Here is a 14,348-nt window from a genome sequence, read left to right on the forward strand (position 1 = left end):
GTATAGAACACATAAAAATTTCTTTTGTAATAATTTCCGTATATATTAGTTGTCTTATACTAAAAAAAATATATTCGGATATTACATTAATAAGTCATATTAAAGAATTTACCAAGGAAATTACAATATCATTTCTTGGAGAAGATCTTAAGTGTATAGCACTATTAGATAGTGGTAACTTGCTAAAAGATCCTTTAAGTAAAAGTGATGTAGTTATGATAAATTCTTCTTTGTTAAACAAATATTTGCCTGAAAATTATAGTTATGAATATGTTGATGTACTTTTGGCAGAAGAAATCATCAACAGCTTAAGTGAAGATATATCATCCAGGGTAAGGCTGATCCCTTATAACCACGCGACTAGTAATAAAACTAGTATGATACTGGGATTTAAAGCCGACTATTTACAAATTGATAATAAAAAGATAGGAAATATTGTACTTGGCATATCTAATTTTAAAGACGACAATTATAATGCTATATTAAATCCGAGTATACTTTCTTAGGTCTTAAAATGGGGAGGGTTATAATTGAAATTAACATTAATGAAAATGAAGTGGAAAATAAACTCTTGGCTAGTAAATATAGGTTCTAAATTAGGTATAATTAAACCTAATGGTATGTATTACATGGGCGGTGTAAATATATTGCCTCCACCTCTAAAACCAGATGAGGAAAGGTTATTAATAGACAGGCTTGAAAAAGATGAGAGTGTAAAAACTATATTAATCGAAAGAAACCTTCGACTAGTAGTATATATATCTAGAAAATTTGAAAATACAGGTATAGATGTCGAAGATTTAATATCAATAGGAACAATTGGTCTTATAAAAGCTGTTAATACATTTAAATCAAATAAAAATATTAAATTAGCAACGTATGCATCTAGATGTATAGAAAATGAAATATTAATGTATCTTAGAAAAAATAATAAGAAAAAGGCAGAAGTATCATTTGATGAGCCATTAAATACTGATTTAGATGGTAATGAATTATTACTATCTGATGTGCTTGGAACAGAGAATGATGAAATATATAAAATTATTGAAGAGGAAATAGATAAGAATTTGCTTTTTATGGCATTAGATAAATTATCTGATAGAGAAAAGCAAATTATGGAATTAAGATTTGGCCTAACAACGAGAGGAAATGAAAAAACTCAAAAAGAAGTAGCTAACATCCTTGGTATATCTCAATCCTATATTTCTAGACTTGAAAAGAAAATAATTAGCAGGTTAAAAAAGGAAATGAAAAAATTTGTATAAGTTAAATAAAATCTCGATAAAAGTATAAAAATATATGATATGTAAATAATTTCATATAAAGAATCTTTTAAGAGAGGACTGAAACTTATGCAAATTAATAAGGTTGAAATCTGTGGTGTGAACACATCAGAACTGCCAGTTCTTAAAAATGCTCAAATGATGGACCTTCTAGTTAAAATAAAGGCAGGAGATGAAGACGCTAGACAGCAGTTTGTTAGGGGAAATTTAAGACTAGTTCTAAGTATTATTCAAAAGTTTAACAATAGAGGAGAAAATATTGACGACTTATTTCAAATTGGTTGTATTGGTCTTATAAAAGCTATAGATAATTTTGATTTAAGTCAAAATGTTAGGTTTTCAACTTATGCGGTTCCAATGATAATAGGTGAAATAAGAAGATATTTAAGAGATAATAATCCTATTAGGGTTAGTAGATCCCTAAAAGATATTGCTTATAAAGCTCTCCAAGTGAGAGAAAAATTAATCAGAAGCAATTCAAAGGAACCAACAGTTTCAGAAATAGCAAAGGAGTTAGAGCTGGATGTGGAATCTGTTGTTATGGCTTTAGATGCCATACAAGATCCTATATCATTGTTTGATCCAGTATATCAGGATAATGGGGATGCCATATTTGTAATGGATCAAGTTCAAGACAAAAAAGATACTGATGAGCACTGGCTTCAAGAAATAGCATTGAAAGAAGCAATAAAAAAACTTAATAACAGAGAAAAACTTGTATTAGACTTGAGGTTTTATAAAGGCCGTACTCAAATCGAAGTGGCAGATGAAATAGGAATATCCCAAGCACAAGTTTCACGAATTGAAAAAAATGCTTTAAAAAACATGAGAAAGTACATTTAATTATAATTAAATATGAAGAATAAATCCTTAGTACAAGAATACTAAGGATTTTTTTGCATAGAAATATTAAAAGAGAAATATATTTTTTTTGTATTTTTAAGGAGGATGTTATAATATGATAAGAGTATCTGATATAATGGATAAAGAAATTATCAATGTGAAAAATGGAAAGAAGATGGGTTTTATTACAGACATAGACATAGATGTTAATGAAGGTAAAGTTGTATCTTTTTCAACTACAGGAGAAGGAAGTGGAGGATTCTTTTCTAGAGGTATGGATGTGGATGTAATATTTTGGAATGATATATTAAAAATAGGATGTGACACAATAATAGTAAATATAGGCTCAGAAAGAAAAGTAGACATTGATGAAATAAAAATTTAAGCTAACTTAACTAAGGAGGAAAATTATGCAATGTCCTTATTGTAACTATAAGGAGTCTAAAGTTGTAGACTCAAGACATACAGACAGTAATTCTATTAGAAGAAGAAGAGAGTGTGAATCTTGTAAAAAAAGATACACAACTTACGAAACTATTGAAACAACACCTGTTATGGTGGTAAAAAAAGATAATACAAGAGAATATTTTGATAGGGAAAAAATAAAAAATGGTCTAATAAAATCTTGTGAAAAGAGACCAGTTTCAATTGATCAAATTGAAGGAGTAGTATCTTTTATAGAGAATGAAATAAATAAGAACTATATGACTGAAGTGGAAACAAAAATAATCGGTGAAATGATTATGGACAAACTAAAAGATATAGATGAAGTATCTTACGTTAGATTTGCATCTGTATATAGGCAATTTAAAGATATAAATACCTTTGTTAATGAATTAAAAACAATATTAATGGAAAAGGATGAATAAAATGGAGAATTATATAACAATAGATAAGATACAAAAAGAATTAGACTTTGTTAATTTAGTTATAACAACAACTAATATAGATGCCAAAAATGAAGAAGACCTATTTAAAACATTTAAACAAGAAGAATTTAATTTAATAAATTTAACAAGAAATTCTCAAATTCACTCTAGTATTGTTAATAAAATTGATGAAAATAATATAGGGCAAAGGATAGAGGGAGACGCTTTAATTACTGATATTCCTCAAGTTCCATTGTTGATATTAACAGCAGATTGTGTTCCTGTCGTTATTATTGACAAAGTAAATAAAGCTATAGGAGTAGCTCATGCAGGTTGGAGAGGGACTTATGATAAGATAAGTAAAAAAACCATAGAAGAAATGATAAAAAATTATAACTCTAACCCAGAAGACTTAGTTTGTGTAATAGGTCCATCAATAGGACCTTGTTGTTATGAAGTTTCAAAAGACTTAGTTGAAAAATTTAACATAAATTTAGCAAATCATGCAGGAAAATTCGATATAATAAAAGATAATAAATACTATTTGGATTTATGGAAAATTAACGAACTTACGTTAAAGGATTGTAAAGTTAAAGAAGAAAATATAATAAATCTTCAAATATGTACTAATTGTAATCATGATAAGTTCTATTCTTATAGAAAGCATAACAAAACACCAAAGAGGATAGGAACTATGATTCAAATTAGATAGGGAGGAATAATAATGAGTAGCAAGATTCTTGTAATTGATGATGAAGAGCATATAGTAGAACTATTGCAATTTAATTTAGAGACTTCTGATTATATTGTAGACTATTCTTATGATGGCTTTGATGGTTTTTTAAAAGCAAAAGAGAATAAACCAGATTTAATACTACTTGATTGGATGTTACCAAATATAAGTGGTATAGATGTATTAAAAAAATTAAGAGGGGATAAAGATCTTAAAAATATACCTGTTATTATGCTTACGGCTAAAAATATGGAAAGTGATAAAGTTGAAGGTTTAGTAGGTGGTGCAGATGACTATATAACAAAACCTTTTAGTATAAAAGAATTACTAGCTAGAATAAGTTCTGTATTAAGAAGATACAATATGAACTCGCCAAGAGAAGAAGAAGTATTAACAGTAAAAGATATAAAACTAGACTTGATAAAACATGAAGTTACTAAAAATGGGGAAAAACTAGATTTAACTTTAAAAGAATTTGATTTATTGAAAATACTACTTCAAAATAAAGGTAAGGTTTTATCTAGGAACTTTTTATTAGATAAGATCTGGGGTTATGAATTTTATGGAGAAACTAGAACTGTAGATGTTCATATTAGATATTTAAGAAAGAAAATAGAAAGCTCAGATAGTAATGAAAAATATATCGAAACTATTAGAGGTATAGGGTATAAAATAGAGTAAGAAATGGAGAAAAAATATGGATGTGGAACCTATTAGCAGTTTTTACTTTTTTGTTATGCTATTAGCTTGTAGTGTGGCAATACTTTTATATAGATATACTATAACTATAAGAAGATTTTTAAAAAGTTTTATCAAAATATCAAAAAAAGTAAGTGATAAAGAATTTCATTCAAGATTACAAACTTCTGCCAGAGGAGAACTTGGTGAACTTACTAGAAATTTTAATTTTATGATGGAAACTATGGAAAATACAATTGAAGAGGTACAGTATAAGCATCTTCAACTTACTTCAGTACTTAAGAGTATTTCTCATGGAATTATAGTTATTGATATTGATGGAAATATTATCTTAATTAATGATGAAGCTCGTAAAATGATAAAAAGTAAATGTAATGGAAAAGAAGAAGGAAAAAATTTTAAACAAGTTATAGATGTATATGATATTTTAAATGGTATAGAACGATATATTGGAAGCAAAGAAAATCAAACTAATAATATAACTTTAGATGATGAAATTGTTTATAGAATAAAAATTGATCCTGTATATCTACAAAACTCTAAAAATGCCATTATAGGTTCTATAATTAATATTGAAGATATAACAGAAATTGTAAAATTAGAAAATATGCGTAGAGATTTTGTGGCAAATGTTAGTCACGAATTAAAAACACCTTTGACATCAATAAACGGATTTGTAGAAACCTTAATGATGAATGAAGACTTGCCAGTAGATAAAAGAAATAGGTTTTTAGCTATAATCCAAAAAGAATCAGATAGACTAAAAAGATTGATTGAAGATATACTTTTACTATCCTCAATAGAAAGTAAAAATAATCTAGTGACAGAAAATATACTACTTTATGATGTGTTTAAAGAAGTATATGAGATGATAAATTACATAGCTAATTCCAAAAAAATTGATTTATCATATGATTTTGAAGATAAAGAAATAGTAGTCCAGGCCTATAGTGACTATGTTAAACAGTTATTACTTAATTTAATAGATAATGCTATTAAATATACACCAGAAGGCGGGAAAGTAACTGTAAAACAATTTTCAATAAATAATGAAATAGTAATAGAAGTTATAGACAATGGGGTAGGAATCCCAAAAGAAGACCAAAGTAAAATATTCCAAAGATTTTATAGAGTAGATAAGGCTAGAAGTAGATCTGTAGGAGGTACAGGTTTAGGTCTTGCCATAACAAAACATATTGTTCACTCTTTAAAGGGGAGCATCAGCGTAGAAAGCGAACTTGGAGAGGGGAGCAAATTTATAATAAGATTACCAAAAAAAATTTCCTAGATTATTAGGGAATTTTTTTTTATTTTTGCACAAACTAAAATTATAAAAATTTAAATGTTTTTGTTGATTGTTGTAAAGTATGAAATTTTTAGGAGGATTCAATTAAATGAAAGATAGTTTAATAAATGACGCTCTGTTTAGACACGCTTTTCTTACAGCTATGATAATCGGTGTTCTATGCAGATTTTTTCTACTAAGAGTTAAAGATAAGCAATATCCATCAAGACCGCAGGATTATTTAGAACAAATAATAGTGGCAGGCCTTGCAGCATCGCTAGGAGCAATTGCTTTACCAGCCCTAATAGATAAAGAATTTTCTGCGTTGACGTTTTTAGCTGTTGGTATTCAACAATTTCAGGGTTTATCTAATCAAGAAAAAATAACTCTAGAAAATATTGATTATGAAGATATGGTTGAAAAAGGAGCACCATATATAGATAATATTTCAAGTACATATGAGGTAAGAAGTTACGTAAGTTTATTTTCTGCGTTAGTTGCATCAATAGTATATATATATGTTGCAAGGAAATATGGTGCACACATGTTAGTGTGTACGATTTTAGCGGCTATTGGAGGATGCATTGTAGGAATGATTTTTGTAAGAATTTTGAGAAGAAGTAGTATAAAAGATATTGCTGATATTTATTCAGCTGAGATATCTTTTGATGGACCAATATTAAAAGTTAATGGTGTTTATATGGAAAATATAGGTTTGAAAGAGACTAGGAAAAAATATTTAGAAAAGGCTATAGCTATAGAAATAGTACCTAAAGATTTTAGTGCATTTGGAACTTTATGTGATATAGGTCAACAACAAGCAATAATGAATACTATCTATGTGCACTTAGGTGTAGATAATGATGTGGATGAAAAAGATGTATTTCCTATTGCTAGGATGGACTTTAATAAGAAGTCTGTTCTCATTATAATGGTGCCCTTGTATAAAAACGAAATTATTTTTATGCAAGCAGCTGGTAGTGCACCTATTTTAGATACATCAAAGAGAAAATTAAGTGCATATATGAAAAAAGGTTTTGATATGTAAGGAAAATGGTTAAAAGAGGTGGTAAAATGGATAAAATATTTTTTATAGGGATTATAATTGGGGTATTATCTAGAATAATAATGTTAAACTTAGATGAAAAACAATATCCTGCACAACCTAATGTGCTTGTTTCTCAAATAGTTCTTGCTTTTGTAGCATCTTCTTTAGGCGCATTACTTGTACCTGCATTACTAGAGAGGTCCTATACATCTATTACCTTTTTGTCATTGGCAGCTGAGCAATTTAGACAAGTTAGAAATAATAGAAGAGATACATTGCAATCTTTAGAAAGTACTCAGTTAGTATCAAGAGGAAATTCATTTATAGAAGATATTGCAAGAACCTATGAAATAAGAAATTATATGTGTATTGTAACATCATTTCTTACAGTAGCATTATATCATGCACTTAATAGCGAATTTAAAGTAAAGGATCCAACGGCGTTAATAGTTAGTTCGTTATTTGGTCTTATTTTGGCTTACATACTAAGAAGAAGCATATCTAGACAATGTATTGGAGATATTGCTGAAATATCAATTGTAGATGTGAGTTTTGTTGATACAAGCATATTAAAAGTAGGTGATTTTCAAGGGTTAACTAATGTGGCCTTAAAAGAAGATAGAGAAAAATATCTAAAATATGCTGTAGGGATAAAAATAATGCCAAGAGATAATAGCTATAAAAATGCTTCAATAATTGCTTATGTAGGCCAAAGGCAAGCTATTTGTTACAATCTTTACTCCAGACTTGGAATACTAAAACAAATTGTAGAACCGGCTTTTACACCTTTACCAAGGAAAAATCCTAAAAATCAATGTTTATACTTAGCATTTTTCCCAATTGAAAAGGATGAGAGAAAAATAATTGAAGCAGTGAAGTCATGTCCTATACTTGATAGTGCTAGAGGAAAAAATATAGCTTTAAATAATATGAAAATTGAAGGAAAGGAGATCGTATAAATGAGTGATAATATTGAAATAAATTCAGCTACATTGGCGGTTATAACTACAGATAAGAATATGAATACAATAGGGGGATGTCCTATTTTTTATGCTAATAATGATGATGAATTACAAAAACGCGCAATGTTATTTGCAAAGTGTGTAAATGGAATGGTTCATCAAATAACAGATGAAGTACTTATAGTAGTAAGGCATTAAGGTACCTGAAAGAGGTACCTTTTGTTGATTAATATAGCGTAGATGTAGATATAAGTTGACTAATTTTTTTAAATCATGTATGATTAAATGATGTATTTACATCTAAAATTAGATAATACATTTATGTGGAAAAGTGGTGATATGCAAAATGGAAGTAAACGTAAAAAATATTAATAATATAATAAGTAAAGTTTATAAAAATAGTATTGCAGATGAAATGGGTATTGAGGTTGGCGATATACTCTTATCTGTGAATAAAGAACGAGTTGAAGATATAATTCAATATAGATTTTTAATAAGTGAAGAATATATTGAACTGGAAATTCAAAAACAAAAAAATGGAAAAATATATTTATACGAAATTGAAAAAGATTATGATGAAGAGCTAGGTATGGAATTTACTAATCCTATCATAGATAAAGCAAAAAGTTGTAGAAATAAATGTGTATTCTGCTTTATAGATCAGTTACCTACAGGCATGAGGGATACTCTTTATTTTAAAGATGATGATTCAAGACTATCTTTCTTACAAGGAAACTTTGTTACATTAACTAATATGAGTGAGGATGATATTAATAATATAATAAGATATAGAATTAGTCCTATAAATATTTCTGTACATACTACAAATCCTGAATTAAGAAGAAAAATGATAAATAATAAATTTGCAGGAAAGTTAATTGATACAATGAGAAGATTAGCTGATGCAGGTATAGAAATGAATGCTCAAATTGTATTATGTCCAGGATATAATGATAAAGAAGAGTTAGAAAGAACCTTGGAAGATTTAGCGAGTTTACGCCCTTATGTTAAAAGCGCAGCCATTGTTCCTGTAGGAATTACAAGATATAGAGATAATCTTGCTAGACTGGAAACTTTTGACGAGAAAAGTTCAGGAGAAACTATTGATCAAGTTCATAAATTACAAGAAAAATATCTTAAAGAGCTTAATACTAGATTTGCATTTTTATCAGATGAGTTTTATATTCTTGCAAAAAGGCCATTATTAAAATATGATGAATATGAAGGATTTGACCAATTTGAAGATGGTGTTGGAATGATAACAAAAATGGGAACAGAGATTGTACAATACCTAGATACAATAAATGATGATAGATTAAATAAAACCAAAAAAGTATCAATTGCAACAGGAAAATCTGCTTATGAATTTATGTGTCATATGGCTAATAGAATAATGGAAAAATTTAAAAATATAGAAATTAATGTATATAGAATTAAAAATAATTTCTTTGGTGAAACGATAACTGTTAGTGGACTTTTAACTGCTACTGATTTAATTGACCAATTGAAAAATGAAGATTTAGGAGAAACTCTATATATAACTAGATCTATGATGAAAGCTGATGAAGAAATTTTCTTAGACAATATAACTTTAAAAGAATTAGAGGAAAAATTAAATTTAGAAGTAGTACCATGTCAAAATGAAGGTACTGATGTAGTAGACAAGATAACTAAATAGGAAGGAGAATAAATATGGATAATAGACCCATAGTTGCAGTAGTAGGTAGACCGAACGTTGGAAAATCTACACTATTCAATAAATTAGCAGGAAAGAGAATATCAATAGTAGAAGATACACCAGGAGTTACTAGAGACAGAATATTTACAGAGGTAGAGTGGTTAAATAAATACTTCACTTTAATAGACACAGGAGGAATTGAGCCTGAAAATGACGATATAATACTAACTCAAATGAGAAACCAAGCTATGCTTGCAATGGATATGGCTCATGTAATAGTATTTGTTGTTGATGGAAAGAGTGGAATAACTTCTGCAGATAGAGAAGTTGGACTAATGTTAAGAAAAACAAATAAGCCAGTTATCTTAGCAGTAAACAAAATAGATAATATGAACTTAGTAGATAACATATATGACTTCTATGAATTAGGTTTAGGAGAACCACATCCAATATCAAGTGCCAATGCAATGGGACTTGGTGACTTGTTAGACGAAATAGTAGAAAACTTCCCAGAAGGATTAAATACCGAATATAACGAAGATATAATAAGAGTTGCTATAACTGGTAAACCTAATGCAGGTAAATCTTCTATATTAAATAAAATATTAGGAGAAGATAGAGTTATAGTAAGTCCAATAGCAGGAACAACAAGAGATGCAGTCGATACATACTTTGAAAAAGGTGATCAACAATATTTATTAATAGATACTGCAGGTATAAGAAGAAAAAGTAAAGTATATGAAAGAGTTGAGAAATTCTCTGTACTTAGATCTATGAGTGCGGTATCTAGAGCGGACGTAGTTTTAATCGTTATAGATGCAACAGAAGGTGTTACAGAGCAAGATACAAAAGTTGCAGGTATTGCCCATGATGAAGGTAAGGCTTGTATATTTGTAGTAAATAAATGGGACTTAATAGAAAAAGATAATAAAACATTAGGAAATTACACTAATGAGATAAGAGATATGTTCCCATTTATGAACTATGCTCCAATATTATTCGTATCGGCAGTAACTAATCAAAGGATGGGTAAAATACTAGATACAGTGGATAAAGTGGCTGCAGAACATTCTAAGCGTGTAAGTACATCACAATTAAATGATGTAATAGGTGAAGCTGTAATGCTTAACCAACCACCGTCAGATAAAGGAAAGAGACTTAAAATATACTATGGTGCTCAAACAGGAGTTAAACCACCAAAGATTACTTTATATATAAACAGTAAAGACTTAACTCACTTCTCTTATCAAAGATACTTAGAAAATAAAATAAGAGAGAACTTTGGATTCGAAGGAACATCAATGCAATTTGAGTACAAAGAAAAGGATAGAAAAAGATAGAAATTTTAGGGGGTTAATATGTTAATTTATTTAATTATAATTATAATTGCATACCTTCTTGGAAATATATCAACTTCATATATAGTAGCAAAGCGACTTGCTGGAGTTGATATAAGAACTCAAGGTTCTGGTAACGCAGGCTCTACAAATGTACTTAGGACATTAGGTAAAAAAGCTGGGGCACTAACTTTTGTAGGAGATGTATTAAAAGGATTAATCGCAGTATTAATAGCTAGGTTAATAGCTTACGGTGTTCATATGGACCAAAGTATTTGTGCTTATATAGCTGTAGTTGCTGTTGTACTTGGTCATAATTATCCGGCATTTCTTGGATTTAAAGGTGGAAAAGGTGTTGCAACCTCTTTAGGTTCTATGTTAGGAATGAATCCTTTAGTTGCACTAATGTGTTTAGGGTTTTTTATAATAATAGTAGCCATAACTAAGTATGTTTCTTTAGGCTCTATACTAGGTATCGGTTTGTCTCCTATAATAATGCTTATAAATCACAATACTAAAGGCGTTTTAGTTACATTATTTTTAACTATATCAGTGACTATAACCCATAAAGAAAATATTAAGAGATTAATAAATGGTACTGAAAGAAAAATAGGAGAAAAAAAGAAAGATTAAATTACTATATTAGGTGGTGTTTATTATGAAGAAGATGTGTGTTATAGGTGCTGGAAGTTGGGGGAGTGCATTAGCTCTTAGCTTACATAAAAATAATCATAAAGTTTTCATGTGGACAAGAGATAATGAACAAGTTAAAGAAATAAATGATACTAGAAAAAATAGCAAGTTCTTACCAGAAATTATTTTTCCAGAAGATTTAATAGTTTCTAATGATTTAGAAGAGGTTATAAAAGATAGTAGAATTATTGTAATTGCAGTACCATCTCAGGCTGTAAGAAGTGTATGCAAACAAATTAAACCTTTTGTTAGTAGTAATCAAATCTTAGTTGATGTGGCAAAAGGATTAGAAAAAGGAACAGGACTTAGACTTTCAGATGTAGTAAAAGAAGAATTGCCTAATAATCCTTACGTAGCACTATCAGGCCCTTCTCATGCAGAAGAAGTTTCTAAATTTATGCCAACAACTTTGGTTGCTGCATGTGAAAAAATTGAATATGCTCAGGAAGTACAAGATGCTTTTATGAGTCCGTCTCTTAGAGTGTACACTAATCCTGATATAATAGGAGTAGAACTTGGAGGAGCATTAAAAAACATTATAGCATTTGGTGCAGGAATGTGTGACGGACTGGGCTATGGTGATAACACAAAGGCAGCTTTAATGACAAGAGGAATTGCGGAAATTGGAAGACTTGGCGTTGCTATGGGAGCCAATGTAAATACTTTTACAGGACTTGCTGGTATAGGAGATTTAATAGTTACTTGTACAAGTATTCATAGTAGAAATAGAAGAGCAGGTATACTTATGGGACAAGGTAAAACTCTCCAAGAAACATTAGATGAAGTTCAAATGGTAGTAGAAGGAATAACTGCCACAGAAGTAGCATATAAAGTTTCTAGGGATTTGAATATTGATATGCCTATAACTGAAGCAATATACTCAGTTTTATATCAAGGTGCTAATCCGAATGAAGCTGTATTAGAGCTTATGACTAGAACGAAAAAACATGAAATGGAAGAAGTAGTTAATAACGGCTTGTTCAAATAATAAATTTAATTAAATAAGCTATAAATATATATGTAATAAAAAATTCCCTCCTGAAATATAATTAACTAAGAAATTATATGCAGGAGGGAATTATTATGAACAATATATATGAAGACATCGCTAAAAGAACTCAAGGTGACATATATATAGGTGTTGTTGGACCTGTTAGAACAGGGAAATCAACGTTTATTAGACGATTTATGGAAACACTTGTGTTACCTAACATAGAAAATGACTTCAAAAGAGAAAGAACTAAAGATGAGATACCTCAAAGTGGTTCAGGAAAAACCATAATGACAGTTGAGCCTAAATTTGTTCCAGCTGATGGCGTTGAAATAAAGATTAAAGACACAGTATCTCTAAAAGTTAGAATGGTGGACTGCGTAGGATACATAGTTGATGGGGCTTTAGGTCATGAAGAAGACGGAAAGCAAAGACTAGTATCTACACCATGGTCAAAAGAAGCTATGACCTTTGAAAAAGCCGCAGAAATAGGTACAAAAAAGGTTATAAAAGATCATTCTACAATTGGAATTGTAATTATTACAGATGGATCTGTTACTGGAATTGATAGAAGTAACTATATAATTCCAGAAGAAAGAGTTATAAAAGAATTAAAGGCATTGAAGAAGCCATTTGCAGTAGTATTAAATACTAAATATCCAGACAGCGAAGATACAGCATTTTTAAGAAGTGATTTGGAGCAAAAATATTCAGTTCCTGTAGTACCTATAGATGTTGATCAAATGGATGAGGGAGATATAGGAGAAGTAATGGAAACAGTTTTATACGACTTCCCATTAGCTGAAATAAGAATTAATTTACCTGATTGGATAGAAGGTTTATCTAATAATCATTGGATTAAAACTAATATAATAAATACTTTAAAACAATCTATAGCATCTATTGACAAAATAAGAGATATAGATTCTGTAGTACATGGATTTAATGAGTTACCTTTCTTAGAAGATTGTGAGGTAGATGATGTAAGTCTTGGTGAAGGTGTAATAAACATTGATGTATGTACAAAACAAGAGTTATTCTATGAAATATTAGAAGAACAAAGTGGATTCAAAATTGAAGGAGATTGCCAATTACTTAATTTAATTACTAAACTATCAAAAGTTAAAGTTGAGTATGATAAGATAGAAAGTGCTCTAAGTGATGCAAAAACTTTAGGTTATGGTGTTGTAGCACCATCTCTTGATGAACTTAGTTTAGAGGAGCCAGAAATTATTAAGCAAGGAAAACAATATGGAATTAAATTAAAAGCAAATGCTCCATCACTTCATATAATTAAAGCGGATATTTCAACAGAGGTATCTCCTATAGTTGGAAATCAAAACCAAGGAGAAGAAATGATAAAATATCTACTTGAAGAGTTTGAGCAAAATCCAGCAGAAATATGGGAATCTAATATGTTTGGTAAATCATTAAATGATTTGGTAAAAGAACAATTACAAAGTAAATTATATACTATGCCAGAAGAGATAAGATGCAAGATTCAAAAAACTTTGCAAAAAATTATTAATGAAGGTAGTAGTAATATAATAACTATTTTGTTATAAGGAATATTTTAAGATTACAATTAAATATTGATATAATAAAAAAGGACCTAAACTTTTAATATGATAAGTTTAGTTCTTTTTTATTTTTAATTATTATAATATAACTTTTCTTAATAATTAAAAATTTATAAGAATAATGCAAATTAAAATATGTCAAAATACAATGATATTTGGATTTGAAAAATAATTCAGAAAATTTTGAGAAGATTGAAAATAATTAGAGGAAATTTGGAGTAAACATAGAATTAATCTAAATAAGAGTATAAAGGTATGTGTTTTTGCATTCTTTTCAGTTATAAAACAGGGTGCTATAAATATAATTTAATATATATCTTTTACTCATAGGTATATTAATTTTTTTA

At 28.9% G+C, this 14,348-nt stretch carries 16 protein-coding genes; all 16 read left to right on the forward strand.

What is annotated here, in order from left to right; genetic code table 11:
• The coding region (locus QX51_RS05320) for a sigma-E processing peptidase SpoIIGA (protein WP_039678870.1) at positions 1–506 on the forward strand (506 nt) is incomplete at its 5' end.
• A gap of 39 nt (positions 507–545) precedes the next feature.
• Positions 546–1,265: an RNA polymerase sporulation sigma factor SigE gene (gene sigE, locus QX51_RS05325; protein WP_052232897.1), complete on the forward strand. Its 720-nt coding sequence runs from the start codon at positions 546–548 to the stop codon at positions 1,263–1,265.
• Between the two features lie 87 nt (positions 1,266–1,352).
• On the forward strand, positions 1,353–2,126 hold the full coding sequence (gene sigG, locus QX51_RS05330) for an RNA polymerase sporulation sigma factor SigG (RefSeq protein WP_039678871.1): 774 nt from the start codon (positions 1,353–1,355) through the stop codon (positions 2,124–2,126).
• A 115-nt stretch (positions 2,127–2,241) separates the two neighbouring features.
• Positions 2,242–2,511, forward strand: a complete 270-nt coding sequence (locus QX51_RS05335; protein WP_039678872.1) for a YlmC/YmxH family sporulation protein — start codon at positions 2,242–2,244, stop codon at positions 2,509–2,511.
• A 25-nt stretch (positions 2,512–2,536) separates the two neighbouring features.
• Positions 2,537–2,995 carry a transcriptional regulator NrdR gene (gene nrdR, locus QX51_RS05340; RefSeq protein ID WP_039678873.1) on the forward strand — a complete coding sequence of 153 codons (459 nt, stop codon included), beginning with the start codon at positions 2,537–2,539 and terminating at the stop codon, positions 2,993–2,995.
• Position 2,996: 1 nt separating this feature from the next.
• Complete coding sequence (pgeF, locus tag QX51_RS05345; protein ID WP_039678874.1) at positions 2,997–3,707, forward strand: peptidoglycan editing factor PgeF; 711 nt, start codon at positions 2,997–2,999, stop codon at positions 3,705–3,707.
• 12 nt (positions 3,708–3,719) lie between these two features.
• Complete coding sequence (locus tag QX51_RS05350; RefSeq protein ID WP_039678875.1) at positions 3,720–4,409, forward strand: winged helix-turn-helix domain-containing protein; 690 nt, start codon at positions 3,720–3,722, stop codon at positions 4,407–4,409.
• A gap of 16 nt (positions 4,410–4,425) precedes the next feature.
• Positions 4,426–5,715 (forward strand): PAS domain-containing sensor histidine kinase, encoded by a 1,290-nt coding sequence (locus tag QX51_RS05355; protein WP_039678876.1) that lies wholly within the window; start codon positions 4,426–4,428, stop codon positions 5,713–5,715.
• 106 nt (positions 5,716–5,821) lie between these two features.
• A complete protein-coding gene (locus QX51_RS05360; protein ID WP_039678877.1) occupies positions 5,822–6,760 on the forward strand; it encodes a YIEGIA domain-containing protein in 939 nt (312 codons plus the stop codon).
• A gap of 26 nt (positions 6,761–6,786) precedes the next feature.
• Complete coding sequence (locus tag QX51_RS05365) at positions 6,787–7,719, forward strand: YIEGIA domain-containing protein (RefSeq protein ID WP_039678878.1); 933 nt, start codon at positions 6,787–6,789, stop codon at positions 7,717–7,719.
• Entirely contained in the window at positions 7,720–7,920 is a 201-nt protein-coding gene (locus tag QX51_RS05370) for a capping complex subunit for YIEGIA (RefSeq protein WP_052232892.1), read from the forward strand.
• 148 nt (positions 7,921–8,068) lie between these two features.
• Entirely contained in the window at positions 8,069–9,400 is a 1,332-nt protein-coding gene (locus tag QX51_RS05375; RefSeq protein ID WP_039678879.1) for a radical SAM protein, read from the forward strand.
• Positions 9,401–9,414: 14 nt separating this feature from the next.
• Positions 9,415–10,740 (forward strand): ribosome biogenesis GTPase Der, encoded by a 1,326-nt coding sequence (gene der, locus QX51_RS05380; protein ID WP_039678880.1) that lies wholly within the window; start codon positions 9,415–9,417, stop codon positions 10,738–10,740.
• 18 nt (positions 10,741–10,758) lie between these two features.
• Entirely contained in the window at positions 10,759–11,370 is a 612-nt protein-coding gene (gene plsY / locus QX51_RS05385; protein WP_039678881.1) for a glycerol-3-phosphate 1-O-acyltransferase PlsY, read from the forward strand.
• Between the two features lie 25 nt (positions 11,371–11,395).
• Entirely contained in the window at positions 11,396–12,418 is a 1,023-nt protein-coding gene (locus QX51_RS05390; RefSeq protein WP_039678882.1) for an NAD(P)H-dependent glycerol-3-phosphate dehydrogenase, read from the forward strand.
• A 92-nt stretch (positions 12,419–12,510) separates the two neighbouring features.
• Positions 12,511–13,986 carry a stage IV sporulation protein A gene (gene spoIVA / locus QX51_RS05395; RefSeq protein ID WP_039678928.1) on the forward strand — a complete coding sequence of 492 codons (1,476 nt, stop codon included), beginning with the start codon at positions 12,511–12,513 and terminating at the stop codon, positions 13,984–13,986.
• Positions 13,987–14,348: the final 362 nt, after the last annotated feature.

The organism is Terrisporobacter othiniensis (genome assembly GCF_000808015.1).
GTDB lineage: Bacteria > Bacillota > Clostridia > Peptostreptococcales > Peptostreptococcaceae > Terrisporobacter > Terrisporobacter muris.

Excerpts from the sequence above, each read along its gene's own strand:
- sigE (WP_052232897.1), top strand. The coding sequence starts at position 546 with ATGAAAATGAAGTGGAAAATAAACTCTTGGCTAGTAAATATAGGTTCT.
- sigG (WP_039678871.1), top strand. The coding sequence starts at position 1,353 with ATGCAAATTAATAAGGTTGAAATCTGTGGTGTGAACACATCAGAACTG.
- QX51_RS05335 (WP_039678872.1), top strand. The coding sequence starts at position 2,242 with ATGATAAGAGTATCTGATATAATGGATAAAGAAATTATCAATGTGAAA.
- nrdR (WP_039678873.1), top strand. The coding sequence starts at position 2,537 with ATGCAATGTCCTTATTGTAACTATAAGGAGTCTAAAGTTGTAGACTCA.
- pgeF (WP_039678874.1), top strand. The coding sequence starts at position 2,997 with ATGGAGAATTATATAACAATAGATAAGATACAAAAAGAATTAGACTTT.
- QX51_RS05350 (WP_039678875.1), top strand. The coding sequence starts at position 3,720 with ATGAGTAGCAAGATTCTTGTAATTGATGATGAAGAGCATATAGTAGAA.
- QX51_RS05355 (WP_039678876.1), top strand. The coding sequence starts at position 4,426 with ATGGATGTGGAACCTATTAGCAGTTTTTACTTTTTTGTTATGCTATTA.
- QX51_RS05360 (WP_039678877.1), top strand. The coding sequence starts at position 5,822 with ATGAAAGATAGTTTAATAAATGACGCTCTGTTTAGACACGCTTTTCTT.
- QX51_RS05365 (WP_039678878.1), top strand. The coding sequence starts at position 6,787 with ATGGATAAAATATTTTTTATAGGGATTATAATTGGGGTATTATCTAGA.
- QX51_RS05370 (WP_052232892.1), top strand. The coding sequence starts at position 7,720 with ATGAGTGATAATATTGAAATAAATTCAGCTACATTGGCGGTTATAACT.
- QX51_RS05375 (WP_039678879.1), top strand. The coding sequence starts at position 8,069 with ATGGAAGTAAACGTAAAAAATATTAATAATATAATAAGTAAAGTTTAT.
- der (WP_039678880.1), top strand. The coding sequence starts at position 9,415 with ATGGATAATAGACCCATAGTTGCAGTAGTAGGTAGACCGAACGTTGGA.
- plsY (WP_039678881.1), top strand. The coding sequence starts at position 10,759 with ATGTTAATTTATTTAATTATAATTATAATTGCATACCTTCTTGGAAAT.
- QX51_RS05390 (WP_039678882.1), top strand. The coding sequence starts at position 11,396 with ATGAAGAAGATGTGTGTTATAGGTGCTGGAAGTTGGGGGAGTGCATTA.